This is a genomic window from Paraburkholderia sp. PGU19 (assembly GCF_013426915.1).
Taxonomy (GTDB): domain Bacteria; phylum Pseudomonadota; class Gammaproteobacteria; order Burkholderiales; family Burkholderiaceae; genus Paraburkholderia.
Genome location: NZ_AP023180.1, coordinates 2233887 through 2257845, shown reverse-complemented (window position 1 = coordinate 2257845; position 23959 = coordinate 2233887). Strand labels below are relative to the sequence as shown.

18 protein-coding genes are annotated in these 23959 nt (G+C 63.2%); 3 read left to right on the top strand and 15 right to left on the bottom strand.

Annotated elements, in window-relative coordinates; translation table 11 throughout:
• Positions 1-16 precede the first annotated feature (16 nt).
• The 4 genes from H1204_RS27815 to mprF form a co-directional block, all read right to left on the bottom strand.
• Complete coding sequence (locus H1204_RS27815) at positions 17-478, bottom strand: (2Fe-2S)-binding protein (RefSeq protein ID WP_180731697.1); 462 nt, start codon at positions 476-478, stop codon at positions 17-19.
• Positions 472-2772 (bottom strand): molybdopterin cofactor-binding domain-containing protein, encoded by a 2301-nt coding sequence (locus H1204_RS27810; protein WP_180731696.1) that lies wholly within the window; start codon positions 2770-2772, stop codon positions 472-474. The genes H1204_RS27815 and H1204_RS27810 overlap by 7 nt, the downstream gene beginning before the upstream one ends.
• A gap of 683 nt (positions 2773-3455) precedes the next feature.
• Complete coding sequence (locus H1204_RS27805) at positions 3456-4733, bottom strand: virulence factor family protein (protein ID WP_180731695.1); 1278 nt, start codon at positions 4731-4733, stop codon at positions 3456-3458.
• Positions 4730-7324 carry a bifunctional lysylphosphatidylglycerol flippase/synthetase MprF gene (gene mprF / locus H1204_RS27800; protein WP_180731694.1) on the bottom strand — a complete coding sequence of 865 codons (2595 nt, stop codon included), beginning with the start codon at positions 7322-7324 and terminating at the stop codon, positions 4730-4732. The genes H1204_RS27805 and mprF overlap by 4 nt, the downstream gene beginning before the upstream one ends.
• 714 nt (positions 7325-8038) lie before the next feature.
• Between mprF and H1204_RS27795 the strand changes: the two genes are divergently transcribed.
• Positions 8039-9673 (top strand): tetratricopeptide repeat protein, encoded by a 1635-nt coding sequence (locus H1204_RS27795; protein WP_180731693.1) that lies wholly within the window; start codon positions 8039-8041, stop codon positions 9671-9673.
• An 80-nt stretch (positions 9674-9753) separates the two neighbouring features.
• Here H1204_RS27795 and H1204_RS27790 read toward each other — a convergent pair whose 3' ends face one another.
• The 6 genes from H1204_RS27790 to norR all read right to left on the bottom strand — a co-directional run bounded on the left by H1204_RS27790 (position 9754) and on the right by norR (position 17027).
• Positions 9754-11313, bottom strand: a complete 1560-nt coding sequence (locus H1204_RS27790; protein ID WP_180731692.1) for a DHA2 family efflux MFS transporter permease subunit — start codon at positions 11311-11313, stop codon at positions 9754-9756.
• 75 nt (positions 11314-11388) lie between these two features.
• Positions 11389-12693: an HlyD family efflux transporter periplasmic adaptor subunit gene (locus H1204_RS27785; protein ID WP_180731691.1), complete on the bottom strand. Its 1305-nt coding sequence runs from the start codon at positions 12691-12693 to the stop codon at positions 11389-11391.
• A 34-nt stretch (positions 12694-12727) separates the two neighbouring features.
• A complete protein-coding gene (locus H1204_RS27780) occupies positions 12728-14251 on the bottom strand; it encodes an efflux transporter outer membrane subunit (protein ID WP_180731690.1) in 1524 nt (507 codons plus the stop codon).
• A 35-nt stretch (positions 14252-14286) separates the two neighbouring features.
• Entirely contained in the window at positions 14287-14724 is a 438-nt protein-coding gene (locus H1204_RS27775) for a MarR family transcriptional regulator (protein WP_180731689.1), read from the bottom strand.
• Between the two features lie 183 nt (positions 14725-14907).
• Positions 14908-15345, bottom strand: coding sequence for a MarR family transcriptional regulator (locus H1204_RS27770; RefSeq protein WP_180731688.1), 438 nt, complete (start codon positions 15343-15345; stop codon positions 14908-14910).
• 83 nt (positions 15346-15428) lie between these two features.
• The gene (gene norR, locus H1204_RS27765) at positions 15429-17027 is read right to left on the bottom strand and encodes a nitric oxide reductase transcriptional regulator NorR (protein WP_180731687.1); all 1599 of its coding nucleotides are present in this window, start codon (positions 17025-17027) and stop codon (positions 15429-15431) included.
• A gap of 133 nt (positions 17028-17160) precedes the next feature.
• Here norR and hmpA point away from each other — a divergent pair, with 133 nt between their 5' ends.
• The gene (gene hmpA, locus H1204_RS27760; protein ID WP_180731686.1) at positions 17161-18342 is read left to right on the top strand and encodes an NO-inducible flavohemoprotein; all 1182 of its coding nucleotides are present in this window, start codon (positions 17161-17163) and stop codon (positions 18340-18342) included.
• Between the two features lie 107 nt (positions 18343-18449).
• On the opposite strand, the gene catC is transcribed toward hmpA, so the two are convergent.
• The 3 genes from catC to H1204_RS27745 all read right to left on the bottom strand — a co-directional run bounded on the left by catC (position 18450) and on the right by H1204_RS27745 (position 20998).
• Positions 18450-18740, bottom strand: a complete 291-nt coding sequence (gene catC / locus H1204_RS27755) for a muconolactone Delta-isomerase (protein ID WP_180731685.1) — start codon at positions 18738-18740, stop codon at positions 18450-18452.
• A gap of 118 nt (positions 18741-18858) precedes the next feature.
• Positions 18859-19761 carry a catechol 1,2-dioxygenase gene (gene catA, locus H1204_RS27750; protein WP_180731684.1) on the bottom strand — a complete coding sequence of 301 codons (903 nt, stop codon included), beginning with the start codon at positions 19759-19761 and terminating at the stop codon, positions 18859-18861.
• Positions 19762-19840: 79 nt separating this feature from the next.
• Entirely contained in the window at positions 19841-20998 is a 1158-nt protein-coding gene (locus tag H1204_RS27745; RefSeq protein WP_180731683.1) for a muconate/chloromuconate family cycloisomerase, read from the bottom strand.
• 90 nt (positions 20999-21088) lie between these two features.
• Here H1204_RS27745 and H1204_RS27740 point away from each other — a divergent pair, with 90 nt between their 5' ends.
• Positions 21089-21982 carry a LysR family transcriptional regulator gene (locus H1204_RS27740; RefSeq protein WP_180731682.1) on the top strand — a complete coding sequence of 298 codons (894 nt, stop codon included), beginning with the start codon at positions 21089-21091 and terminating at the stop codon, positions 21980-21982.
• A gap of 48 nt (positions 21983-22030) precedes the next feature.
• On the opposite strand, the gene H1204_RS27735 is transcribed toward H1204_RS27740, so the two are convergent.
• The gene (locus H1204_RS27735) at positions 22031-22528 is read right to left on the bottom strand and encodes a hypothetical protein (RefSeq protein ID WP_180731681.1); all 498 of its coding nucleotides are present in this window, start codon (positions 22526-22528) and stop codon (positions 22031-22033) included.
• Between the two features lie 188 nt (positions 22529-22716).
• Positions 22717-23949, bottom strand: a complete 1233-nt coding sequence (locus H1204_RS27730) for a YbfB/YjiJ family MFS transporter (protein ID WP_180731680.1) — start codon at positions 23947-23949, stop codon at positions 22717-22719.
• Positions 23950-23959 lie beyond the last annotated feature (10 nt).

The following is a 23959-nucleotide window of genomic DNA, read 5'->3' as shown; positions in this document are numbered from 1 at the left end:
GCCGGACGGGGTGGCGTCAGGTCCGCCTGGCTTGCCCCGTCGCTTCGAGAATTGCCTGCCTGATGCGCGGATAGGTGCCGCAGCGGCAGATGATGCCGTGCATCGCGCAGTCTATTTCCTTCACGCTCGGCGTCGGATTGCGCTGTATGAGCGCGCTTGCGGCCATCAACTGCGCGCTCTGGCAATAACCGCATTGCACGACATCGACATGCGTCCACGCTTCTTTCAGCGCACGCGCTTGCGTCCCTTGCAGACCTTCAATCGTCGTGATGCGGTCTGCGCCGATATCCGAGAGCTTTTCCTGACACGAGGTCTTCGCCTCTTTACCGACGTGCACGGTGCACGCGCCGCATACGCCGACACCGCAGCCGAACTTCGTCCCTGTCATTTTCAGTTCGCAACGCAAGACCCAAAGCAACGGTGTCGCGGGATCGGAGTGCACCTCGACTGTCTTGCCGTTGATGTTCAGCTTCAGCATGTTGCGCCCCCGGAATACAGCTTCATGTTCAGCGGCAACGCGTAGCTGCGCGTGCCCGTCAGCGCGAATAGCGCATTCGCGACGGCAGGCGCGACAGGCGGCACCGCGGACTCGCCGACGCCTTGCGGATGGATTCTCGACGGCATGATCTCGACGGATATGTCGGGGCACTCGTCCATCCGCACCACGTCGAACTGGCTATACAGGCCCTCTACGACTGCGCCGTTGCAGAGTGTGATTTCTTCCTTGAACGCAGCGGAAAGCCCGAACACGATCGCGCCTTCCACCTGCTGACGGATCAGATTCGGATTCACCGGCAAGCCGCAATCGATCGCGCAGTAGACGTGATCGACCTTCACGGTGTTGCCTGTTTCGAGCGACACATCCGCAACTTGCCCGACCACGCTGCCGAATGCTTCATGAAGCGCGACCCCGCGCGCATGCTTGACGCCTTTTTCCGACCATACGGCGGGCGCTCGCCAACCCGACATGCTGGCCACTTTCTGCAACACGGCGAGATGACGCGGATGCCGCCTCAGCAGACTCGCGCGAAATGCAATCGGGTCCTTGTGCGCCAACGCAGCGAGTTCGTCGATAAAGCTCTCGATAAAGAACGCCTGATGCGAATGCCCGACCGAGCGAAAAAAGCCGACGGGCATCGGCAATTCGATCACGCGTTGCCCGATCCACACATTCGGCATTTCATAAGGCTGATCGAACGCGCCTTCGGAAACGGTCTTGTCCAGGTTGAGGCCGAGATCGGGAATGCGATAGTTGCGGGCCAGCCACTTCGCGACGACCGACTGGCTCACCGACGTGTTATGCCACGCAATCAGCTGTCCCTGTTCATCGAGTCCCGCCCTGAAGCGCGACAGGCACGCGGGACGATAGAAGTCGTGTTGCATGTCCTCCTGACGCGTCCAGAGCGTTTGCACAGGACGCCCGCCCGCTTCGCGTGCGATCGCGACCGACTGGGCGATGAAGTCGACTTCGAGCCTGCGTCCAAACGCGCCGCCCGGCATCTGCTGCTGCAAATCGACATCGTCCGTGCCGATGCCGAGCACCCGCGCGACATGCATGCGCGCGACAGCGGGCACCTGGGTCGCCGCCCATACCGTCGCCTTGCCGTCTTTCACCTGCGCCGTGCAATTGACGGGTTCCAGCGGCGCGTGCGCGAGATAGGGCGCGCGATATGTTGCCTTCCACGTATGCGTGGCACGGTTCAACGCATCTTCGACGTCGCCGTGGCGATACCATGCGTGGCCTTCGCTCTCGTCGAGCGCCTGCACGAGGCGCGCGTCGACCTCTGCGTTGGTCAGCCCTTTGGTCGGCCCATCGTTCCAGTGGATCGTCAGCACGTCGAGCGCGTTCATCGCGATGAACAGATTGTCTGCGATCACCGCGACGCCCCCCGTGCCGCCGTTGTACGCATCGACGGCCAGGACCTTGCGCACGCCGGGCAACGCCGCTGCCGCCGCGCCGTCGAAATCCCGGACCGTGCCGCCGAGCGTCGGGCACATCTTGATGCTCGCGTAGAGCAGGCCATCGGGCACGACGTCGATGCCGAAGATCGCGCTGCCGTCCATCTTCGAAGCGGCTTCGATGCGCGTCAGCGGCTTGCCGATCAGTTGGAACGTGGCGGGATCTTTCAGCACGGGGTTGCGCGGCAGCGACTGGCGCGCGGCCTCCATCGCGAGTTGCCCGAACGATGCGCGATGTCCCGCGTCGTGCACCACGATGCCCTTTTCGATCCGGCAATCGGCCGCTTTCACGCTCCAGCGTTCGGCTGCCGCCGCGATCAGCATGGTCCGCGCGCACGCGCCTGCTTCGCGCATCGGTTGCCACAGGTCGTTGATGGTCGACGAACCGCCTGTCATCACGGTGCCGAAGTCGCGTGCGAGCTTGCGCGTGAGCCAGACCGCGAGTTCCTTGACGACGCTGTCGTCGTCGGGACGAAACGGCAGATCGCCGATCACGCTTTCGACGTTGTTATAGATCTGGTCGAGCGGCGCATTGGCGACGCGGATGTCCGCCCAGTTCGCGTCCATTTCTTCCGCGACGAGCATCGCGAGCCCCGTATGCACGCCCTGCCCCATCTCCGTTCTGCACATGAGGACCGTGATGGTGTTGTCGGCGGCGATCTTCACGTAGCCATTGAGCGCCGCTTCGCCGGGACGCACCGGCAACGGTTCCGACGCGACGAGCCGCTGACGCGGCGGCAGCGCCGACCATCCGACCACCAGTGCGCCGGCTAAGCCCACGCCGCCCAGCAGGAAGGTTCGACGCTTCAGCATGGCATCTCTCAGAGGAATCCAGCATGGACACCAGTAAAACGCACCAGCCGCGGCTCAACTGAAATGGCGCATTCGAATACCCGCGTCACGTCGCGTCATAAGCCCGCGTTTGCCCGGTTCGACAAGCGTCAGTCGATCCCGTCAAAGTTCATATTAGTGCGCGTTCTGAATTTCGCCGCATTGAATGAGCGGGAACGACCGGCTGAAAAGATTGCGAAGAAGCGGCAATTCGCGCAGTGCTGACCCGTGCAAAGCGGTCGCAAAGCCTATGTGAAGTGCAATAAGCGCATGCCGTCAAAAGGCATGTAATGCGTGCTGCGACAAGGCTTTAGCGTGTGCCAATGCGCATGCTGCGCTGCAATTCGGGCGCAGTGGCATATCGCTTGCATCAATGATCGCCACAAGCGCTGTGTACGACGACCGCCTGGTCTCGGCAGTCGCACAGGGAGAAGGAGATGCCTTATCTGATCGGTTGGTTGCTAGGTGTGCCGCTTATCGTCCTTGTGATTCTGTATCTGATTTTCCACTAAGGACACGCAGTCACTGCTCGCAGTTACTGCGCACAGCCATCGCGGTCATTGCGACCGCATCTTTTCAGCAGAACCGCGGGCGCGCCCACAGTTCGATGCAAGGGCGGCGACTACGCATTCATTGATGCACAGTCGCCGCACTGCTTTCCAGCATCAGGTTCCGCCAGCCTGCTTTTTCAACGCGCCGAGAATGCGTTTTTCGAGCGCGGCGTAGTCGTGTCCGAAATGATGATCGCCGGAAGTGCGGATCACTTCGACACCCGTCTTCGTGAGCGTCGGGCACAGCGTGTCTTCTTCGTGTTCGCCGTAGAAGCACTGCACGAGCTTCGGCGGCAGGCGCGCGAACTCGGGCTGCACCTGCAGCGCCTTGTCGCTTGCAGGCATGCCGAGCCAGCCCGTCACGCGAATCTGGAAGTCCGCCGAGGGCGCGAAGCCGAGCAGCGAAATCAGCGAGACCTTGGCGCGCGCCGCATCGGGCAAGCGGTTGTATGCGAACGGCATCACGTCGGCGCCGAATGAATAGCCGATCAGCGCGACATGATCCGCATGCCAGCGCGTCGTGTAGGTTTGCAGCACGCGCGCGAGATCGTGGCTCGTCTGCTGCGGCGAGCGCTCCGACCAGAAGTAACGCAGGCTGTCCCAGCCGATCACGGACACGCCATCTTTCTGCAGTTCCTCGGCGATCGTCTTGTCGAGATCGCGCCAGCCGCCGTCGCCGGAAATCACGATTGCCATCATGCCAGTGGGATGCGCGGCGGGCAGTTCGATCAACGGCAGATCCGAGACGTCCTCTTCCTTCATTGCAGCGACACGCAGATGCGGGCTCGTCAGATCGACGATGCGCTGCGTGCCAGCCGATGCATTAGCATCCGTTTCGGCAAAGCCCGGCAGACCGGGACCGTGCGTCACGGTCGGGTCCGGCGCGCACGGATTGAAACGCTTGTCGAGACCGCGCTGCGCGGCAACGGATACCGCGCCCGCCACGGTGTTTTCAGGCGCCTGCTTCAGCACTTGCATCGCGAGTGTCGCGCCCTGGCCCGAACCGGCGACGATCGGCATGAAGTAGCGGTTCGACTGCACCTGCCGTTCCAGTTGATGGCTCACGGCTTCGGCATCGCCCACCAGCTGATGACACGCTTCCTTCTTCGCAGCGAGATTCGCCGCGTACTTCGCGGTATCGACACCCACCACCATCGCGCCGTTCTTCGCGAGCGCGTCGGCAGCCTGCTGGTCCGCCGGGCTCCAGCCGCTCTTGCGCGAGAACAGCACGACGAAGCCGCGCACGTCGCCCGCGGGCTTGGTCACCGTGACCTGGCCGTAACGGCCGCCGGACACGGTCTCATAGGCGTGCGCCGTCGGCACCACGCCTGCGAGCGAGCACAACGAAACGCTCGCCAGTGCGGCGAGCCGGTAAAACTTTTGCATGATCATGAACGCCGGCCCCCTGCCAGCAGCGAAAGGTCCGCGAGCGTGAAGAACACGCCGACAGAACCTGATGCAGCGAGATAGCGCGGTTCCCATTGAGGCTGGAATTTGCTCTTGAAAGCGCGCAGTCCGCGAAAGTTGTAGAAGCGGCCTCCAAAGCGCCACACGATATTCGCAAGCCGGTGCCACCGCGACGCGAGCGGCGTCGGCGACATGCCCGAGAACGGCGCGATGCCGAGGCTGAGCGAGCGAAAGCCCGCGTGCTTCAGATGCAGCGCGAGCTGCGTGAACAGATACTCCATCGCATACGCCGAAGCCTGCGGCACGTGGCGCATCACGCCGACGGTAGCCTCGGTGTTGAGGTCCGTCGTCATGAACGTGACGAACGCAACGGGCTCGCCGTTCTGACGCACCAGCATCACCGATTGCGCAGCGAGATAGTCTTCCGTGAACGCAGCGACCGAGAAGCTCTTCTCGCGCGCATCGCGGCTGTCGAGCCAGCCATCGGAAATCTCGCGCAGCGTCGCGATCGATTCGGGCACGCGCGCCGGCTCGATCACTTCGACAGCGAAGCCATCGCGCTCGCCGCGCTTGAGCGCATAGCGCAGATGCGCGCGGTGCGAGCCCTTCAGATCGAACTCGTCGAGCACGACATGCGCTTCCTCACCGAGCTTCATCAGCGTGAGACCGGCGTCGAGATAGAGCGGCAGCGCATTCGCGCGCACCTGATAGAACGCCGCGCGGCCGCCGTGCGTATGCGCAAGCGCGACGAATTTGCTGATCAGCTCCGCCCATTCGGCGCGCGGACCGACGGGGTCGTGCAGCGCGGCCCACGTGCGGCCGTACTTCGCGTACATCAGGAACGCCTTGCGCGACTCGGAAAAGAGAAAGCTCTTGTCGCCCATCAGCGCGAGGCCCGCGTCGCTGCGCTCCTGCGCGCGGAAGATGCGCGCGGCGTCATCGAGATCCTGCTTGACGGGCTTCACGAAGCGGCCCGCAGCGGGACGCAGCAATTGCCAGAACGCGAACGTCGCGGCAAACAGGCTCGCGGCGAGCGTTGCGCGCAATGCACGGGGCGCGCGCTCATCGAATGCGAATTGCCACCACAGGTCGCGCGTGTAGGGCACGTCGCGGAACGCGAACAGCATCACCCACACGGCGAGCATCAGGACCATCGCCACCGAAACGAGCCAGCCCGCCGTGAAGGGCTCGGAGAACAGCGACGAGCGGCGATTGAAGCGCGAGCGCGTCGCGATCAGCAGCACGATCAGCGTCGTCAGCACGCCGGCTTCGACGAACGCGAGACCCTTGGTCAGCGACAGCGCGAGACTCAGGACCGCGAGACCCAGCGTAAGCCACCACGCGGCATCGAGACGCCGCGACAGGCCGCGCGCGACGAACAGCAACGCAACGCCGACCACGCTGCACAGCATCTGCGAGCTTTCGAGCACCCACAGCGGCACGAAGTCTCGCAGGATCGCGATGCGCTGCCAGAACGCGGGGGTCGCGCTAGAAATCACCAGCATGCCGCCGACCACGAAGGTCACGAGGCTCAGGAACAGCGGTGCGAGCTGCGAAACAGTAGCCGCGTGATGCAACGGCAGGTGCTTCTTCAGCGCGCGCCCTTCGAAACCGGCCAGCAGGCCCGCCGACACGATCAGCGGCAAACCGAAATAGATTGCGCGATATGCGAGCAGCGCCGCGACCATCGAATGCGTCTGCACGCTGCTGCCGAGGGCGAACACCATCGCCGCCTCGAACACGCCGACACCGCCCGGCGTATGGCCGATCAGGCCCAGCAGCATCGCAGCCGAGTAGATCGTGATGAAGGACACGAAGCCCACGTTCGCGTGCGGCAGCAGCGCCCACAGCGCGAGACCGGCCGCAACGACGTCGAGCACGGCCAGCAGCACCTGTTCGACGAAATCGCGGCGCGCCGGCACGTCGAACGACAGCCAGTCCCAGCGCGTGCGGATCTGGCGTGTCTGCTTGCCGCAGGCGAGTGTCAGCAGACCGAGCACCGTCAGAAGCGCCGCGCCGCCCCAGGCGAGCGCACCCGTCGGGCTGTGCAGCATCGGCGCGAGCGTGCGCGCGTCGCACAGCATGCCGAGCGCGGTCATCAGAACGAGGGCCAGGGCGAGCGAAACGCTCGTGAACACCGTCATGCGGCCGATTTGCGCCGGCGTCACGTCGGCGACGGCGTAGACGCGCGCGCGCACCGCGCCGCCCGTCAGCGCGCCGAAGCCGGTCGCGTTGCCGAGCGCCGAGCCCGCCGTCGCGCCGATCCACAGCGCCGCGCGCGGCACGGCCCTTCCGATGTACCGCAGCCCGACGGCATCGCGCCCGACAAGGGCGATATAGCTGAGAATCGTCGCGCCGAGCGCGGCCGACCATTCGCCCGCCGTCAGATGCCGGAGATGGCGGATCACCGAGCGGTAATCGACGGCCTGCGACAGGTGCTGCAGCACGATCAGCAGCAGCACGCAGACGCCGAGCGACAACGCAGGCGACAGCACGCGCCGGCTGCCGGCCGCGGCGCACGCTCGCTGAAGCAGCGCGGCGGCGCGGCCAGAAAAAGAACGGGGAACGTCAGACATGGATGAATCCGGGTAATGCCTGATGCAGTAGCAATGGTCTCGTTGCTATGGCATCGAATGAGGTTGGATTTCGGAGCGCGCCGGACGATCATTACAGCCGTCCTGATCTCGCCTTTTCAACTCTTTACAAATGGACAACGGCAATTTGTCCAAAAGGTTGACACCGGGAGCAACCCGGAGGCGATTATTTGCAGTTTTCGCTTAAGAAATCCTGAGGTGGCCGAAGATCGATCGGAAATTGAGTTGAATCTTCCCGAGGGCCCGGCGTGGTGCGGCTCGCGAACGTGACTCCGTGCTCCATGGGCGCAGGCCGCATGGACACTCGCTTTACAGCCGGCGCGTTGGCGGCGGGTGTACCGGCTGGTACAAACCTTGACGGCATTCGTCTCGCGTTCCAGCTATTCGAGCCCGGACGCACGATACCAGATTTAACCTTTCGTTTAGCTTGATCGAAGATTCTGTCGCCTTTCGTCACCCTACGGTTCGCGAACGGTCGCGCAGTGCAAACCGGCTGTTTCACTTCATATTGGGCGCTCGGGCCGCCTTCGATATGACGTGCGCAATCCAACTGACCAGCGCTGGTTGGTTGGCCGCGAACCAACATTCTCCCGTGGCCTTTCCCGCACCGCCTTGCGCCGCAAGCGTCAGACGAATTGGCATGTTCGATGCGTTGCGACAGGTGCGCCAATCGCAGCGCGCCGCCAGGAGACCTGCATGAAACCACTCGACAACCCGTTCGTCCCGCTGCTCTGGGCCGTCCGGTTCCTGTGCCGTCACGTGTTGTATCTCGGCATCGTCGTGCCGCTGATCCTCGTCGCCGCGTTTTATCTCGGGCCGCGCATCGTCGCGCTGTGCGGCGTGTGGTTCGATCCGCTGACGCTCGTCCAGCCGATCGAGGTCTCCGACGATTTCCGGCGACAGGGCTACACCAATCAGACCTTGCAGCACCTGCTCGTCGATACGCTCAGCGACGTGCGCAAGGAAGCCGAATCCGTCACGCCCGCCAACGACACCGAAAACGTGCTCGCCGAGTTCAAGCTGCCCGACTTCACGGTCCCCGGGACGGGGCTGTCGGTTCGTCCGCTGATCGAATTTGCGCGCACGCTGCTCAAGCGCGATTCGTCGGTATATGGCAGCGTCGTCGGCTCGCCGTCGTCGTTTGCGGTGATGCTGACGCTGCGCGATCCCGATGGCCGCACCGTCGCGCTCGGCAACGACGTGCCGCCCGACACGGGTGCGAAGCCCAACGTGACCAACGAATCGCTGGCCATGCGGCATGCGCTGCGTCAGGCCGCCACGACGATCCTCCTGCATCAGAGCCCGCTGCTGCACGCGTCGTATCTGATGCAGATGGAGCAGAAGCGCTGCCTGCAAGGCAATGCGCCGTGCCAGTTCGACGACGTGCGCGAGCGCTTCGCGCAGATCGCGGCGGGATCGGGCCGGGACGCGTCGGGTGCGTCAAGGGAAGAAGCGGCGTGGGCCATGCTCGCGCTGTCGAAGCTCGACACCTATGCGCGCGACTACGAAGGCTCGATCCGTCACGCGCGAAACATCGTCGACAGGAGCGAAGAACTGCATTCATGGAAGCGCGTGCGTCCGTGGGCGTACTACAACTGGGGCGTCGCGCTGACCGACATGGGTTGCTATCAGCAGGCCGCCGACGTGCTCAGGCGCGCGGTCGAACTGCACAAGGACTATGCGCCTGCGCATAACGCGCTGGGACGTGCGTGGCTCGCGCTGGCGCAACGGCCGACGCTCGCGGGCGCGGCGCCGCAAGGACCTGGCGACTATCGCGCGGCGGCCGTACGCGAACTGAGGCTTGCGATCGAGAAGAATCCGGGCTACCAGGAGGCGTATGTGAATCTCGGCGATGCGCTGCGGCTGCCGTCGATGAAAACGGGCCTCGTACCCGCGGCAACGCTCGACGAAGCGCGCGACGCGTACCGCACCGCCGTTGCGCTGGACATCGACGATGCAGGCCGCGCTTATGAGCGGCTTACGACGCTGGGCGACAGCGCGTTCGTGAAGGTCGCGGCGCGCATCACGCGCGGCCGTGCGCAGTGCGCGACGGGGATGGCGCGCTCGCTGCTCGAATCGTGGGGATGCAGCGACGCGCAGATCGAACCAGGCGCGACCAGGGACGCACGCGACATGCAGCCTGCCGCGATGCACGCCGCAGCCAATCATCAAACGTGCAACAAGCCCGAACTGACGCTGCCCGCCAAAGGCATGACCGGCAACATGAACAAGGCCAATGGCATGATCGAAGTGAAGAATATCGACGAGACGCCGAAGCCGCGCGATGCCGATTCGAGTCGCCGCGCCATCGCGCAGCAGCAACGCGGTTGAACGACGCGCGGCTACGTTAGTGAAAGAACGGCCCCGGCTGCATCCGCAAGCCGGGGCCTTCTTTTCTCAACGGTCAGTACTCAGTGCGCGCCCGCTGCCGCTGCGCCACCACCGCCGCCCTTGCGCGGCTTCGTCAGCCAGATCAGCGGAATGATCACGATGAAGATCATCGCCGACAACCAGAAGATGTCATTCAAGCCGAGCATCGCGGCCTGCGCATTGAGCGATTGCTCGAAAAACGCTCTGGCCTGATCCATGCTGCCGCCGAGCGTCGCGTGAATGCTGGTGAGCGCGTTCGTGTAGTCGGGGTTGTTCACGCTCGACTGTTCCGCGAGTTGCGCGTGATGCAGAATCGTCCGGTTGTTCCAGCCCGTCGAGATCAACGACGTGCCCACACCGCCGGCGAAGATCCGCACGAAGTTCGACAGGCCCGCTGCGGCGGGAATCTTTTCGGCAGGCAGGCCCGACAGGATGATCGCGGTCAGCGGCGTAAAAAAGAGCGCCATGGGAATGCCTTGCAGCAGCGTCGGCATGATCAGGGTATAGGGGTCGACGCCCGTCGTGTATTGCGAGCGCATGAAGAACACGCCTGCAAAGCCGAGGAAGGCCAGCGTCGCGAGTACCCGTGCATCGGACTTCGGCATGATCTTCGCCATCACGGGCGCGAGCAGCACGGCGAAGATGCCAAGCGGCGCGGTCACGAGACCCGCGTCCACTGAACGATAGCCGAGATAGCCCTGAATCCACTGCGGCAACAGCACGAGGTTCGCGAAGAACACGCCATACGCCACCGAAATCGCAATCGTCCCGCCCCGAAAATTCTGCCCCGCGAAGAGCCGCAGATCGACGATCGGGCTCTTTTCCGTGAACTCCCAGATCAGGAAAAAGATAAAGCTGACGGCCGCGATAGCCGTGAGCGTGCAGATCACGGGCGAGTTGAACCAGTCGAGATCCTTGCCCTTGTCGAGCATGATCTGCAGCGATGCAACCCAGACGATCAGCGACAACAAACCGATCTTGTCGATGGGCAATTTGCGCGTCAGCGATTCGCGGTCGCGATAGAGCATCCAGGTCACGCCCGCAGCGAACATACCGACGGGAATGTTGATATAGAAGATCCATGACCAGCTGTAGCTGTCGGTGATCCAGCCGCCGAGCGCGGGGCCCGCAATCGGGCCGACGGTCGCCGTCATCGCCCACAGCGACAATGCTGTCGAGCTTTTCTCCTTCGGATACGAAGCGAGCAGAATGGCCTGCGAAAGCGGTGTCAACGGTCCCGCCACGAGGCCCTGCAAGATTCGCGCGGCCAGCAGCACCACCAGGTTCGGCGCGATGCCGCACAGCCACGACGAGAACACGAACAGCAGGATCGAGATCACGAACAGCTTGATCTGGCCGACGCGCTGCGTGAGCCAGCCCGTCAGCGGAATGGCAATGGCATTGGCCGCCGAAAACAGCGTGATCACCCATGTGCCTTCATCGACGGAGACGCCGAGATTGCCGGAAATGGTGGGAATCGCAACGTTCGCGATGGACGAATCCAGCACGTTCATGAACGTCGCGAGCGCGACGGCAAGTGTCGCGAGGACCAGCTTGCCGCCTGTGAACGGAGCCGGTGCGGTTTGCGTCGAGGGATTCATGGCGCCTTCTTTATCTGACCTGTCAATTACTTGAACGAACGAGGACGCATCTTCGGTTGCGTCCTCCGGCGCGGCTTAGCCTGCGCGCTGCGTTGTGGCGCTCTTGTCGCCTGCTTCGCGCTTCGCGAGCGGCCGCGATGCGTCACGCGTCGACACCATGTTCTGCGCGATGATCCTGTCGATCTCGGCATCGGCCTGTGCGCCGTATTGCGCGAACACATCCGTGCGATACGTCGTGTTCATCGCAGCGCCGAGTTGCGGACCCGTGTTGTCGCGCGTGTCGACATCGACGTCCATCGACAGGCCGATACGCAGCGGATGCGCTTCCAGCTCCTTCTGGTCGAGCTGAATGCGTGCGGGCAGGCGCTGCACGACCTTGATCCAGTTGCCCGTTGCGTTCTGCGCGGGGAGCGTCGCGAACGCGCTGCCCGTACCCGCCGAAAAGCCGACCACGCGGCCGTGATACACGACCTTGCCGCCGTACACGTCGGCCGTCAGCGTGACGGGCTGGCCGATGCGCATGTTGCGCAACTGGCTTTCCTTGTAGTTCGCGTCGACCCACACGCCGTCGAGCGGCACGACGGCCATCAACGGCGTACCCGGCGACACGCGCTGGCCGACCTGCACCGATCGCTTCGCGACATAGCCGGTGACGGGCGCGGGCAGCGTGTTGCGCGCATACGAAAGGTACGCGTCGCGCACCTTCGATGCTGCGGCCTGCACGTTCGGGTGCTGGGCGATCGTCGTGTGGTCCGTCAATGCGTGGTTTGCTTCCGCCTGCTGACGCGCGGCGTCGAGCGCAGCTTGCGCGGCGTTCACGGCGTCGCGTGCATGCGCGATGTCTTCGGCGGAGACCGCGCCGGTGCCCGCGACAGCCTGGCGGCGGCGCAGATCGTCCTGCGCGCGCGCCAGGTCCGATTGCTTCTGCGCAACGTTCGCCGCGTAGAAATCGTTGTTCACGTACAGGCTGCTCACCTGGCGCACGGTCTGTCCGAGCGCTGCTTCCGCGTTGCCGAGCGCGATCTTCGCGTCGGCATTGTCGAGCGTCACGACGGGGTCGCCTGCCTTCACGATTTGCGTGTCGTCGGCGTTCACGGCGATCACGGTGCCCGTCACCTGCGGCGTCAGTTGCACGAGATTGCCGCTGACGTATGCGTCGTCGGTGGTCTCGTGGTAGCGCGCATAGGTCATGTAGTACGCGCCGTAAGCCGCAGCCGACACGACGACGGCCGCGCCCAGCAGCGACAGCATCAGCTTGCGCTTGCGCGTGTTGGGTTCGTCCGCTTTGACGGCTTGCGCCGGTGTCGCAGTGGACTTCGCATCGGGCTTCGCATCCGGCGCTTGCGTCGTTTCGCGCTCCGGGGTGTTGATTTCGCTCATTTCTAGTTCTCCTGGCAATGCGATGAGGGGCCGCTCAATGCTCAGCGGCAGCAGACGTTTCGGCGGCAGACGTTTCTGTGGTAGAGGCGACGCGCGCGTTCTGATCGGCATTCGACGTGTCGACGAAACCGCCGCCCAGCGCCGACGCGAGCGCGATCTGCTGGTCGCGGCGATCCATGCGCAGGTTCGCGACGGACTGATCGGCGGCGAGCGCGTTGACGTCGGCATTCAGTACGGTCAGCTGGTTCGTGAGTCCCGCCTTGTATTGCACGAGCGCAAGCTGGTCCGCCTGGCGCGCGGCCGTCTGCGCGGTTTGCGCATCGACGAGTTGGCCGTCTGTCGAGCGCACGCCGGCGAGTTGCGTGGCAACTTCGCTCAATGCGGTAACGAGCGTCTGGTTGTACGTTGCGACCGCGTAGTCGAAGTCCGCGTAACGGCCCTTCAGTTGCGCGCGCAGTTCGCCCGCGTCGAAGATGGGCAGATGGATCGCGGGACCCACCGAGGCCGTGCGGCTCGCCGCCGTCAGGAAGCGTCCGAAGCCGAACGCGTCGAGCCCGATTGCGGCGCTCAGATTGATGTCGGGATAGAACTCAGCCTTCGCTTCCTTCACGTCATGCGTCATCGCATCGACGCGCCAGCGCGCAGCCACGATGTCCGGGCGGCGGCTCACGAGATCGGCGGGCAGGTTGTCGGGCAGATTCACGTCATCGCCGATACCGAGCGTCGGACGCGCGATTTGCAGGCCACGGTCCGGACCGGCGCCGAGCAGCGCGGCGATCTGATAGCGCGTGGCAAGAATCTGTCCGTCGAGCGATTTCAGCGCGGCACGGCTCGTCGCGAGATTCGCCTGCGCGGTCTTGCGTTCGACTTCCGTGTCGAGCCCCGTCGCGATGCGGCCCGCCGTGATGCGGTCGATCTGCTCGCGCTGCGTGATTTCCTGTTGTGCGATATCGCGCAACACGTAAAGGCGGGCGAGCTGGTTATACGTGCGCGCAATCGACGTGGTGAGCGTCAGCTTGACGACTTCCGCATCAGCCTGGCTCGCCTGCAACTGCGAGATCGCCGCCTTCAGCGCTTCGCGGTTCTTGCCCCACAGGTCCAGGTCGTACGAAGCGCTCAACAGGCCCTTGTTCTCCGTCTGCCACGAACCGCCCGTCGGAGGCGGCACCAGCGCCGTACCCGAATACTGCTGGCGCGTGAGCGAGTAGCTGGCGTCGACGCGCGGCATGGTGCTCGCCTTCGCCGTTTCGCTATACGCCGAGGCCGCTGCGACGCGGGAACGCGCCTGGTCGAGCGTCGGGCTGCTCTTCAGTGCTTCGTCGATCAGTGCCTTCAGTTGCGCGTCGCCGAACTGGTCGGCCCAATCGGCGGCGGGCCAATGACCTTGCCCGGCTGGAATGCTCTGCTGCGTCGCATATTGCTGTGGCTCGGCCGTTTTCGCGTCGCTATGGATGCCCGCGTAGTTCACGCATGCCGACAGTACCGCCGCGAACATCACCGAGACACCGACTTTCAGTGCCCCTGAAACGCGCCGCCTGGCGTTTGATTGATTGCTCATTGTCTGACCTATCAGATAATTGGGTAAAAAAATGTTCAATCGTTGAGGAACTTGCCAAGCAGACGGCGCAGTTCGTCGAATTCGTCTTTGGTGAAGCACTGGAGACGCTCGTTCAGCACACCAGGCGCAATCTCCGCGATGCGCAATGCGACTTCGCGGCCCGCCTCGGTGAGTTCGAGATTCACGACGCGGCGGTCATCCGCGCTGCGCGTGCGCGTCAGCATGCCGAGCGTTTCGAGCTTGTCGAGCGTGCGAGTCATCAGGCCGGTGTCGATGCCGAGATGGCGCGACAGCGTAGCCGGCGTCGTGTCGATGCCGCGCAACAGCGACATGAAAATCCCAACGTGGTGCGCCCGCACGTTCAGGCCCTTCACCGCTGCATCCATCCGTCCCGTCAAGAGGTTGCGCGCCTTGGTGATCGCGAAAGCGACGTTGTCGGTCAAATGAAAATCTTCCTTCGAATAGTGCGACATCTCTGACTCCTCGCTATTTGCACGAACAATAATTGACAGGTCAGATATAGTCAACAGCACTATGACGAAACTCATTGTTTCATCAGATGCAGCAGTTCTTATCGTTCAATCGGATAATGCGGCGGACGCGCGCCGCCCAAAGGCGGCGGGAAGGAGGCTCAGGCGCAAGCGGCGCTCAGTCGCTCAGTCGCTCACGAACTTGCGCAGCAGGCGGCGCAGTTCATTCAGCTCGGCCTTGGTGAAGTCTTTCAGGCGCGCATTGAGCACGTCGGGTGCGATTTCGGGAATCTGGTCGGCGACCGCGATGCCGGGTCGGGTCAGCGTCAGGTTGACGACGCGGCGGTCCTCTTCGTCGCGCGAGCGCACCACCAGCCCTTTCGCTTCGAGCTTGTCGAGCATGCGCGTCATCAGGCCGGTGTCGATGCCGAGCATTTTTGACAGCTCGAACGGCGTCGACGCGAGTTTCTGCCTGAGCATCAGCATGATGCCCATTTGCTGGCTGGAGATGTCGAGGTCCTTCAGCGCCGCGTCCATCTCCGTCGTGATCAGGTTGCGCGCCTTCACGAGCTGGTAGCCGACGCTCTCGGTGAGCCTGAAATTGTCTTTGGTGTAGTGACGCACGCGAAGCCTCCTGAACGAACGGCAATCTGACTGACAAATCAGATACTACCAAATCAGTTCTCGGCGGCCCGGCAAATTGCGGGTTATTTCAGGCCAAGACGCCTCGCCAGCCGGTTCAGATTCGCGCGATCCATGCCGAGCGAGCGCGCGACGGCTGCCCAGTTGTGGTTGTTGCGTTCCAGCGCGTCGCTGACGAGCGTGCGCTCGTAGGCCGTGACGGCGCTGCGGAAATCGGTTGCGCTCGCTTCGTCTGCGCCCGTCGAAGCCGAAAGGGACGCAGCCGCTTGCAGCTCGCCGCCATTATTCGCCGACATGCCCAGATCCGCCGCCGTCAGCGTGAGAATGCGCGGCCGCTCGCGGTGACGCGACAACGCCTTGAACGCGCTGCGGCCAATCATATGCTCGAGTTCGCGCACGTTGCCAGGCCAGTTGTACGAAAGCAGCGCGGTTTGCGCGTCCTGGCCCAGCCGGATGCTGAGCAGCCCGAGCCGTGCCCGGTTCTCTTCGAGGAAGCACCCCGCGAGCAGCAACACGTCGCGCCCGCGCTCGCGCAGCGGCGGCACGCGCAACGGATACACGCTCAGCCGGTGATACAGGTCCGCGCGAAAACGCCCTGCGCGCACTTCTTCGGCGAGATCGCGATTGGTCGCGGCGATGAGCCGCACGTCCACCTTGTGCTCGCTATCCGAGCCGATACGCTGCAACTGGCCGTTCTGCAACACGCGCAGCAGCTTGGCCTGCACGCCGACCGGCAACTCGCCGACCTCGTCGAGAAACAGCGTGCCGCCGTCGGCAAGCTCGAACTTGCCGCGCCGGTCCGACGATGCACCCGAGAACGCGCCGCGTACATGCCCGAACAGCTCGCTTTCGACGAGCGTATCCGGCAGCGCCGCGCAGTTCAGGCTGATCATCGGCTTGTTGGCGCGCGGCGAGCCGCTGTGAATCGCGCTCGCGACCAGTTCCTTGCCGACACCCGTTTCGCCCGTCACGAGCACGGTCAGCTCGCTGTTCGCGACCACGCGGATTTCGTTGACCAATTGCTGATGCGCCGTGCTGCTGCCGATCAGTTCGCGGCTGCTCTGCCCGCTCGCCTGACGGTACGCCTCCGCGCGCTGACGCTCCTCTTCGGTGTTGCGCTCGAGCGTGTCGATGCGCTCCGCGACGCTCACCGTCGCCGCCGCGAGACTCAGAAACGCCTGCAGCGTGTTCATGTCGATGCTGTCGAAACGCTCGGGATCGAGCGAGTCGAGTGTCAGCAAACCCCACGGCCTGCCGCCGATCAGCAGCGGACAGCCGAGACAGTCGTGCACTTCCAGATGGCCGCTCACGCCCTGCACCAGGCCGTCGTAGGGGTCGGGCAAATCGGAATCGGCGGGAAAACGCGTGGGCTCTTCACTCGACAGCAGCGCTTCGAAGCGCGGATGGTCGCTCACGCGAAAGCGGCGGCCGAGGGTGTCGCCCGACAGGCCGTCGATGGCAAGCGGCACGAGGGTGTCGTCATCGAGACGCAGTATGGCCGCGGCATCTCCGGGAAACAGCGTGCGCAGCGTCGTCAGAAGACGGCGATAGCGCTCGCGTTCCGGCAAGTCGCGCGACAGGTCCTCGACCAGCGGAATCAGCGCGTCGAGCACCTCGGATGCGGTCAATCTGACCTCTCGTGCAGTCGTTTTAACCCTTGTCATATTCACGTCTGATGTTTCTAAGTCGCTGATTTTACGATTGTTTGAAGCTGGCCCGATAGATGCATAAGAGATTACCCGAAGCCCGCCGAATTCGCGCGGGACCCCACTCACCCCAACTGCAAGGAATCAACTCATGCTGTCAGCCGAACATCGCGCAATCGTCAAGGCAACTGTTCCGCTGCTCGAAAGCGGCGGCGAAGCGCTCACCACGCACTTCTACAAGACCATGCTGGCGGAGTACCCGAGTGTGCGCCCGCTGTTCAACCAGGCGCACCAGCAATCGGGCGATCAGCCGCGCGCGCTCGCGAATGCCGTGCTGATGTACGCGCGTCATATCGATCAACTCGAACAACTCGGCGGACTGGTTTCGCAGATCGTCAACAAGCACGTCGCGCTCAACATCCTGCCCGAGCATTATCCGATCGTCGGCGCATGTTTGCTGCGCGCGATCCGCGAAGTGCTCGGAGCAGAAATCGCCACGGACGCCGTGATCGAAGCGTGGGGCGCCGCATATCAGCAACTGGCCGACCTGCTGATCGGCCTCGAAGAGACGGTCTACGTCGAGAAGGAAACCGCGACGGGCGGCTGGCGCGGCACGCGTCCGTTCGTGGTGGCGCGCAAGGTCAAGGAGAGCGACGAGATCACGTCGTTCTATCTGCGTCCCGCCGACGGCGGCGAGCTGCTCGAATTCCATCCGGGCCAGTACATCGGCCTGAAGCTGATCGTCGATGGTGAAGAGATTCGCCGCAACTATTCATTGTCGGCTGCGGCAAACGGCCGCGAATATCGGATCAGCGTGAAGCGCGAGCCGAACGGCAAGGCGTCGAACTATCTGCACGACTCGGTGACTGAAGGCGCGACGCTGGACCTGCTCACACCGTCGGGCGATTTCACGCTGGAGAACAACGATAAGCCGCTCGTGTTGATCAGCGGTGGGGTCGGTATCACGCCGACGCTCGCGATGCTGAATGCCGCGCTGCAAACGTCGCGTCCCATCCACTTCATTCATGCCACACGTCACGGCGGCGTGCATGCGTTCCGCGACCATATCGACGAACTGGCGGCGCGTCATCCGCAACTCAAGCGCTTCTATGTGTATGAGAAGCCGCGTCAGCATGACGACGCGCATCACGCAGAAGGCTATATCGACGAAGCGCGCCTGATCGAATGGCTGCCCGCGACGCGTGATGTGGATGTGTACTTCCTCGGACCCAAGTCGTTCATGAAGGCGGTGAAGCGCCATCTGAAGACGATTGGCGTGCCGGAAAAGCAGAGCCGTTATGAGTTCTTCGGCCCCGCTTCCGCACTCGATTGATATTGCGTTCTTGTTGTAGTGGTTGTTGTTGTCTGTTGAGGCTACCCTGGTAGTGCTTTGGAAGAGACGGTACTCCGCGTCTCTTCCTTTTTTATTTGCGCCAGCGTCTAGCGATCGTCTTCGTGAATCGACGAAGGATGGCGGCACATCGCATCCACCGTCACTTCCATATACGGATAAAGCGGCAGCTGCATGAGGATCTCATTGAGTTGCGCGGGGCTTTCCACGTCGAACACGCTGAAATTTGCATACAGGCCCGCAATGCGCCAAAGATGTCGCCAGATGCCTTCCTTTTGCAGACGCTGCGCCATGGCCTTTTCAGTGGCCTTCAATTCGTTGGCGCGCTCGACGGGCATATCGGGCGGCAGCTTAACGATCATCTTCACGTGAAATAGCATTCGTGGACTCCCTGTAGATTCATTGCAGTTGCGCAGCTTTCACCGGGTTCTGCGCTTTCAAACAGTGCGGCCACCCCGAACGGCTGCCGCATTCATACCTTCAGCGATACCGCTGATATCAGGCGCGCACGCGTTCCACTTCGCTCGTCGGCACGTTGTTGCGGTCCTTGACGAGGCTGAAGTCGAAGTCGATCAACGCGAACTGGCCTTCGATGCCATAAGGCTTGCCCGTTGCGCCCTCTTCCTTCCTGACGGCGGGCACGAGACCTTCACGAGTCGCGAACGCGAAGTCATCCCACAGATACGGATCGCCTTCGATATTGATCTGCGTCGTCAGCTTGCGATAACCGGGCGCCGACACGAAGAAGTGGATATGCGCGGGGCGATGGCCGTGACGGCCGAGCAGATCGAGCAATTGCTGTGTCTTGCCTTCCGGCGGCACGCTATAGCCGATCGGCACCACGCTGCGGAAGCTGTACGTGCCGTTTTCGTCGGTACGGATCGAGCGGCGCAGGTTGAATTCGGCCTGCGATTTGTCGAAGTGCGAGTAGTTGCCCAGATGGTTCGCGTGCCACACTTCGACCAGTGCGCCGCGTACCGGCTGGCCGGCTTCATCGAGTACACGGCCGCGCATCACCAGCGTCTCGCCCGGTTCGTTGCCGTTGTCGAGCCGCGCATGGCCCGTCGTTTCCGGCGCGCCCGCCACGTACAGCGGACCTTCGATCGTACGCGGCGTGCCGCCTTGCAGGCCGGCCTTGGCTTCCGCTTCGTCGAGACGCACGTCGAGGAAATGCTCGAAGCCGAGACCCGCGGCCAGCAGACCCAGCTCGCCGCTCTGGCCCGCTTCACCGAGGTAGTTCAGCGCGGCCCAGAATTCGTTCGGCGTCACGTCGAGTTCGTCGATCGTGATGAACAGATCGCGGATGATGCGGTTGACCACCTGCTTCGTGCGGGCGTTACCTTCGTGCGTGGCGCTTTCGTTGATCTTGTTCAACAGGGCGTCGATGGTTTTGATGTCCATGGGGATGTCTCCTTTTAGTCCAATCACTGATGACGATGCCAAATGTGCTTAGGGCGCTGCGGATTCAGCACCGCCATAGCTAACCTTTGACCACACTCGCGCCGTGCTTCGAATCGCGGCGCAGTCTCCCGATCTTGTCGAGGTCGAGTTGAATGCCGAGTCCCGGGCCCTGCGGCAATTGCAACGAGAAGTTCTCGTAGCGCAGCGGCTCGGTGAGAATTTCCTGCGTGAGAAGCAACGGCCCGAACAACTCGGTGCCCCACTTCAATTCGCGGAACGTGCTGAACAGTTGCGCCGAAGCGATCGTGCCGACCGCGCCTTCCAGCATCGTGCCGCCATACAGGTCGACGCCCGCTGCAAGCGCGATTGCCGCGACGCTCGCCGCGCCCGTCAGGCCGCCCGATTGCGCGATCTTCACGGCGAATACATCGGCCGCATGGGCGCTGGCGACATCGAATGCATCGACGGGACCATGCAGCGCCTCGTCGGCCATGATGGGCACCTTCGAATGATGCGTGAGACGCTTGAGGCCGCGGCGGTCGTCGGCCGCAATGGGTTGTTCGATCAGATTGCAGCCCGCGTCCGCGAGGCGTTCGCACGCCCACAGCGCTTCCGCCTGGCTCCACGCCTGATTCACGTCGACGCGCACTTCGGCGTGGTCGCCCACGGCCGCCTTGATCGCTGCAACGTGCGCGATGTCCTCAGCCGGTGCGCGCGTGCCGATCTTCAGCTTGAACACGCGGTGCCGCTTCATTTCCAGCATCTGATGCGCTTCGTCGATATCGCGGCCTGTGTCGCCGCTCGCCAGTGTCCATGCGACTTCGACGGAATCCGTCACGCGGCCGCCGAACAGTTCCGACAGCGGCACGCCGAAACGCTGTGCCTGCGCGTCGAACAACGCGGTTTCGATCGCGCACTTCGCAAAGCGGTTGCCCTGGAAGCATTCGCGCAGCTTCGCCATCGCCTGGCCGGGACGGGTCGCGTCCATGCCCTTGAGCAGCGGCGCGAAATAGGTGTCGATGTTGGTCTTGATGCTTTCGGGGCTTTCCTCGCCATACGCGAGACCGCCGATTGTGGTCGCCTCGCCCCAGCCCGTTATACCATCCGCGCATTGAATGCGGATCAGCACGAGGGCCTGGCAATTCATCGTGGCGACCGACAGGCGGTGCGGGCGAATCGTCGGAACATCGACGAGAATAGTCTCTACAGCTTGTATCTGAACGGCGCTTGGTATCATACGGCTCTCCTGCTGATGTGCCCATACTAGGGGCGCCGGCAGAATCCGTCCAAGACCGATTAAGTCTATTTCCATACCTTCGGGGCATAGATGGAACTGCGTCAACTTCGCTATTTCGTGGCGGTCGCCGAGGAAAGGAACTTCACCCGGGCCGCCGAGCGCCTGAACATGACGCAGCCGCCGCTCTCGCGGCAGATCCAGCAGATCGAAGACACCGTGGGGCTTGCGCTGTTCGAACGCGGCGCGCGCCCGCTCAAGCTGACGGAAGCCGGGCGCGTCTTTTATGCGCAGGCCAAGCGCCTGCTCGAAGAAAGCGATGAGTTGCTACCGCTCACGCGGCGGCTGGCGCAACTCGCGGAGCGCATCGTGATCGGTTTCGTGCCGTCCACGCTGTATGGCCCGCTGCCCGACGTTATCCGCGCGTTTCGGGAAGCCGCGCCCCTCATCCAGATTTCGCTGATCGAAATGTTCACGATCGAGCAGCTGAGCGCGCTCAAGGGTGGACGCATCGACGTGGGCTTTGGCCGGCTGCGTTTCGACGAATCGCAACTGGCGCGCGAAGTGCTCGTCGAGGAACCGTTGATTGCCGCCTTGCCCGCGGGCCACGCGCTCGCCGATGTGGCGCAACTGACGCTCGACGCGCTGTCGAAAGAAACGCTGATCATCTATCCGTCGACGCCGCGCCCGAGCTACGCGGATCAACAGTTGTCCGCGTTTCGCGACCACGCCGTCGAACCGGCCGCCGTTCACGAGGTACGGGAACTGCAGACGGCACTAGGACTCGTCGCCGCTCAAGTGGGCGTGTGTCTCGTGCCGGAGAGTGTGCGGGGTTTGCGGGCGCGCGGCGTGACCTATCGGTCGATCGAGGAAACGAATGTGTCGTCGCCGATCATCATGAGCCGGCGTTTGCAGGATCAAAGCGCTACGACAGAACTGTTCTGCTCGATCGCGCGCGATCTGTTCAAGAGGCCGTTGTCCGTCTAGAAGATCATTCGCGAATCGCGGTACGTGGAGCGCTCGATACGGCCGCTTTCAGGGCCGCTGAATGCTTCCGTCGTCGTCATGCCATGACGAGATATCGACGGCGGCGGGACGCGTGACGCGCGACATTCCCAATGCGAGCAGAGCGCCCGCCTTGAGTACGCATTCGACGAGCGATTGCGTGAAGATCCACGCCGATTCGTGCAGTTCGACGGGCAAACCCGGCACGATCGCGACGAGGCTCAGTCCGCACAGAAACGAAAATATCCACTGCGCGCGCCTCATTCCACGCGCGGCCGCCACGCCGATCACGGTCCATGCAATTTTCGCCAGGGCGAGGGCCGCGATGCCCAGGTCGCCAGCGGAAGGATCGAACTCCGCAGGCGTTTCAATCAGCGACCAGCCGCACACGCCGAGAATCAGCAGACGCGGTATCAGCGCGAGCCGCTTGCTGCCGCGTTGCAACGACAGCGGTGACGCGCCTTCGAGACGCTGCGCATCGGCGTCGCCCATGGCGTTCCGGAACGGACGGTCCACGCCTGCCTTCACGTTCGAAACCTCCGCGTCGATACACGCGCTTCACTGCGAAACTGGAGGAAGGATTGTCGGTCGCTGAAAGTGTGAGCGGTAGTTAATCCTTGTTAACACGACTCTCACGCGAGGCGCCCCGCCATCTTCTTTAAACGACCTGATCAGGTGCGCTTTTCAAACGACGGGTCGCGCCGCGATTTTTCGCCTTATCTATTGTTCTGTTTTTGACCAGGCTCTCGTGCAAGCAACGGCGCCGCGCAGTCGACCAGGACGACGAACACGAGCGCCACCGCGCCAATTGCAAAGAGTAGGCGATGGTTGCCACCGCTGCTATTGAACAATGCTGAATATGAGTAACCTGCGAGCGCCTGAAATGCCGCAAACGTCGTCGTGGCGCGACTCCATGTCCTGTGCTGCCCGGCATGATCGTGCGGCAGGACTTCATGTACGCGCGCAAGCATCATCGGCACGATGCCTGGCGGAAAGCTGCCGATAACGAGCGTCAGCACGCCGATCACGATCTGATTGCTGGACATCGCGAACGCTGCGACCACGACGATCTGCAACAGCGTTAGCGCGCGGATTGCAAAGCGTGCGCCTAAGCGATCGGCCATGAATCCATATACGGGCGCGCCGAAGATGGCACCAACGCCATACAGAATCCAATATGCCGCACCGACATGTGCGCCCGCGCCAAGTCCGCGTGCAATGAAATCGACGAGGAAAACCATCGTGGGCACAAGGCCGACCGCCATCAACGCGTACTCGGCGTAGAGCACACGGACAGCCGACGGGTTGTGCGTCTTCGCAGTTGGAGCCGCGTGCGCGGAATGTGCGTGCGCTTTCGTCGCCGACGGCCATCCGTACCACGTCGCCAGCGTCAAAGCCGCAGAGAGGATCGCGATGCCGATCCATGTGTTGCGCAAGCCAAGATTGAGCAGCAGCGGGACGATCGTCCCCGATGCCGCAATGCCGACGCCAAGGCCGAGAAAGATTGCACCGCTCGCGAGACCCTTACGATCCGCCGGCACATGCGGCAGCACCGTTGCAGCGACCAGCACCATGATCGCACCGCCCGCCACGCCCGACAGCAATCTCCAGAAGAAGAACCACGCGACGGAGACAGGAAACGCGCACGCCAGAAAGGTCGCCGTGACCAGCACCATCATGGCCCGCAAGGTATGCGTGTTCGTCAGACGATGCGCGACCGGACGGCCGAGCAACGCACCGAGCAGATAGCCGGCAAGATTCGCCGCGCCCAGATAAACCACGTCCGATGCAGCGAACCAGTGCGCCTGAATGAGCGGCGGAATGAGCGGCGTATAGGCAAAGCGCGCCAACCCAATGCTGACGAGGCTCGCGCAGAAGCCTGCGAAGATGTGCCGCCATACGGCGGTTCGATCGCCGACGGGTGTTGAAAGTGATGCTTCGGTGGACATGAGTATGGAT

Excerpts from the sequence above, each read along its gene's own strand:
- H1204_RS27815 (WP_180731697.1), bottom strand. The coding sequence starts at position 478 with ATGCTGAAGCTGAACATCAACGGCAAGACAGTCGAGGTGCACTCCGAT.
- H1204_RS27810 (WP_180731696.1), bottom strand. The coding sequence starts at position 2,772 with ATGCTGAAGCGTCGAACCTTCCTGCTGGGCGGCGTGGGCTTAGCCGGC.
- H1204_RS27805 (WP_180731695.1), bottom strand. The coding sequence starts at position 4,733 with ATGATCATGCAAAAGTTTTACCGGCTCGCCGCACTGGCGAGCGTTTCG.
- mprF (WP_180731694.1), bottom strand. The coding sequence starts at position 7,324 with ATGTCTGACGTTCCCCGTTCTTTTTCTGGCCGCGCCGCCGCGCTGCTT.
- H1204_RS27795 (WP_180731693.1), top strand. The coding sequence starts at position 8,039 with ATGAAACCACTCGACAACCCGTTCGTCCCGCTGCTCTGGGCCGTCCGG.
- H1204_RS27790 (WP_180731692.1), bottom strand. The coding sequence starts at position 11,313 with ATGAATCCCTCGACGCAAACCGCACCGGCTCCGTTCACAGGCGGCAAG.
- H1204_RS27785 (WP_180731691.1), bottom strand. The coding sequence starts at position 12,693 with ATGAGCGAAATCAACACCCCGGAGCGCGAAACGACGCAAGCGCCGGAT.
- H1204_RS27780 (WP_180731690.1), bottom strand. The coding sequence starts at position 14,251 with ATGAGCAATCAATCAAACGCCAGGCGGCGCGTTTCAGGGGCACTGAAA.
- H1204_RS27775 (WP_180731689.1), bottom strand. The coding sequence starts at position 14,724 with ATGTCGCACTATTCGAAGGAAGATTTTCATTTGACCGACAACGTCGCT.
- norR (WP_180731687.1), bottom strand. The coding sequence starts at position 17,027 with ATGACAAGGGTTAAAACGACTGCACGAGAGGTCAGATTGACCGCATCC.
- hmpA (WP_180731686.1), top strand. The coding sequence starts at position 17,161 with ATGCTGTCAGCCGAACATCGCGCAATCGTCAAGGCAACTGTTCCGCTG.
- catC (WP_180731685.1), bottom strand. The coding sequence starts at position 18,740 with ATGCTATTTCACGTGAAGATGATCGTTAAGCTGCCGCCCGATATGCCC.
- catA (WP_180731684.1), bottom strand. The coding sequence starts at position 19,761 with ATGGACATCAAAACCATCGACGCCCTGTTGAACAAGATCAACGAAAGC.
- H1204_RS27745 (WP_180731683.1), bottom strand. The coding sequence starts at position 20,998 with ATGATACCAAGCGCCGTTCAGATACAAGCTGTAGAGACTATTCTCGTC.
- H1204_RS27740 (WP_180731682.1), top strand. The coding sequence starts at position 21,089 with ATGGAACTGCGTCAACTTCGCTATTTCGTGGCGGTCGCCGAGGAAAGG.
- H1204_RS27730 (WP_180731680.1), bottom strand. The coding sequence starts at position 23,949 with ATGTCCACCGAAGCATCACTTTCAACACCCGTCGGCGATCGAACCGCC.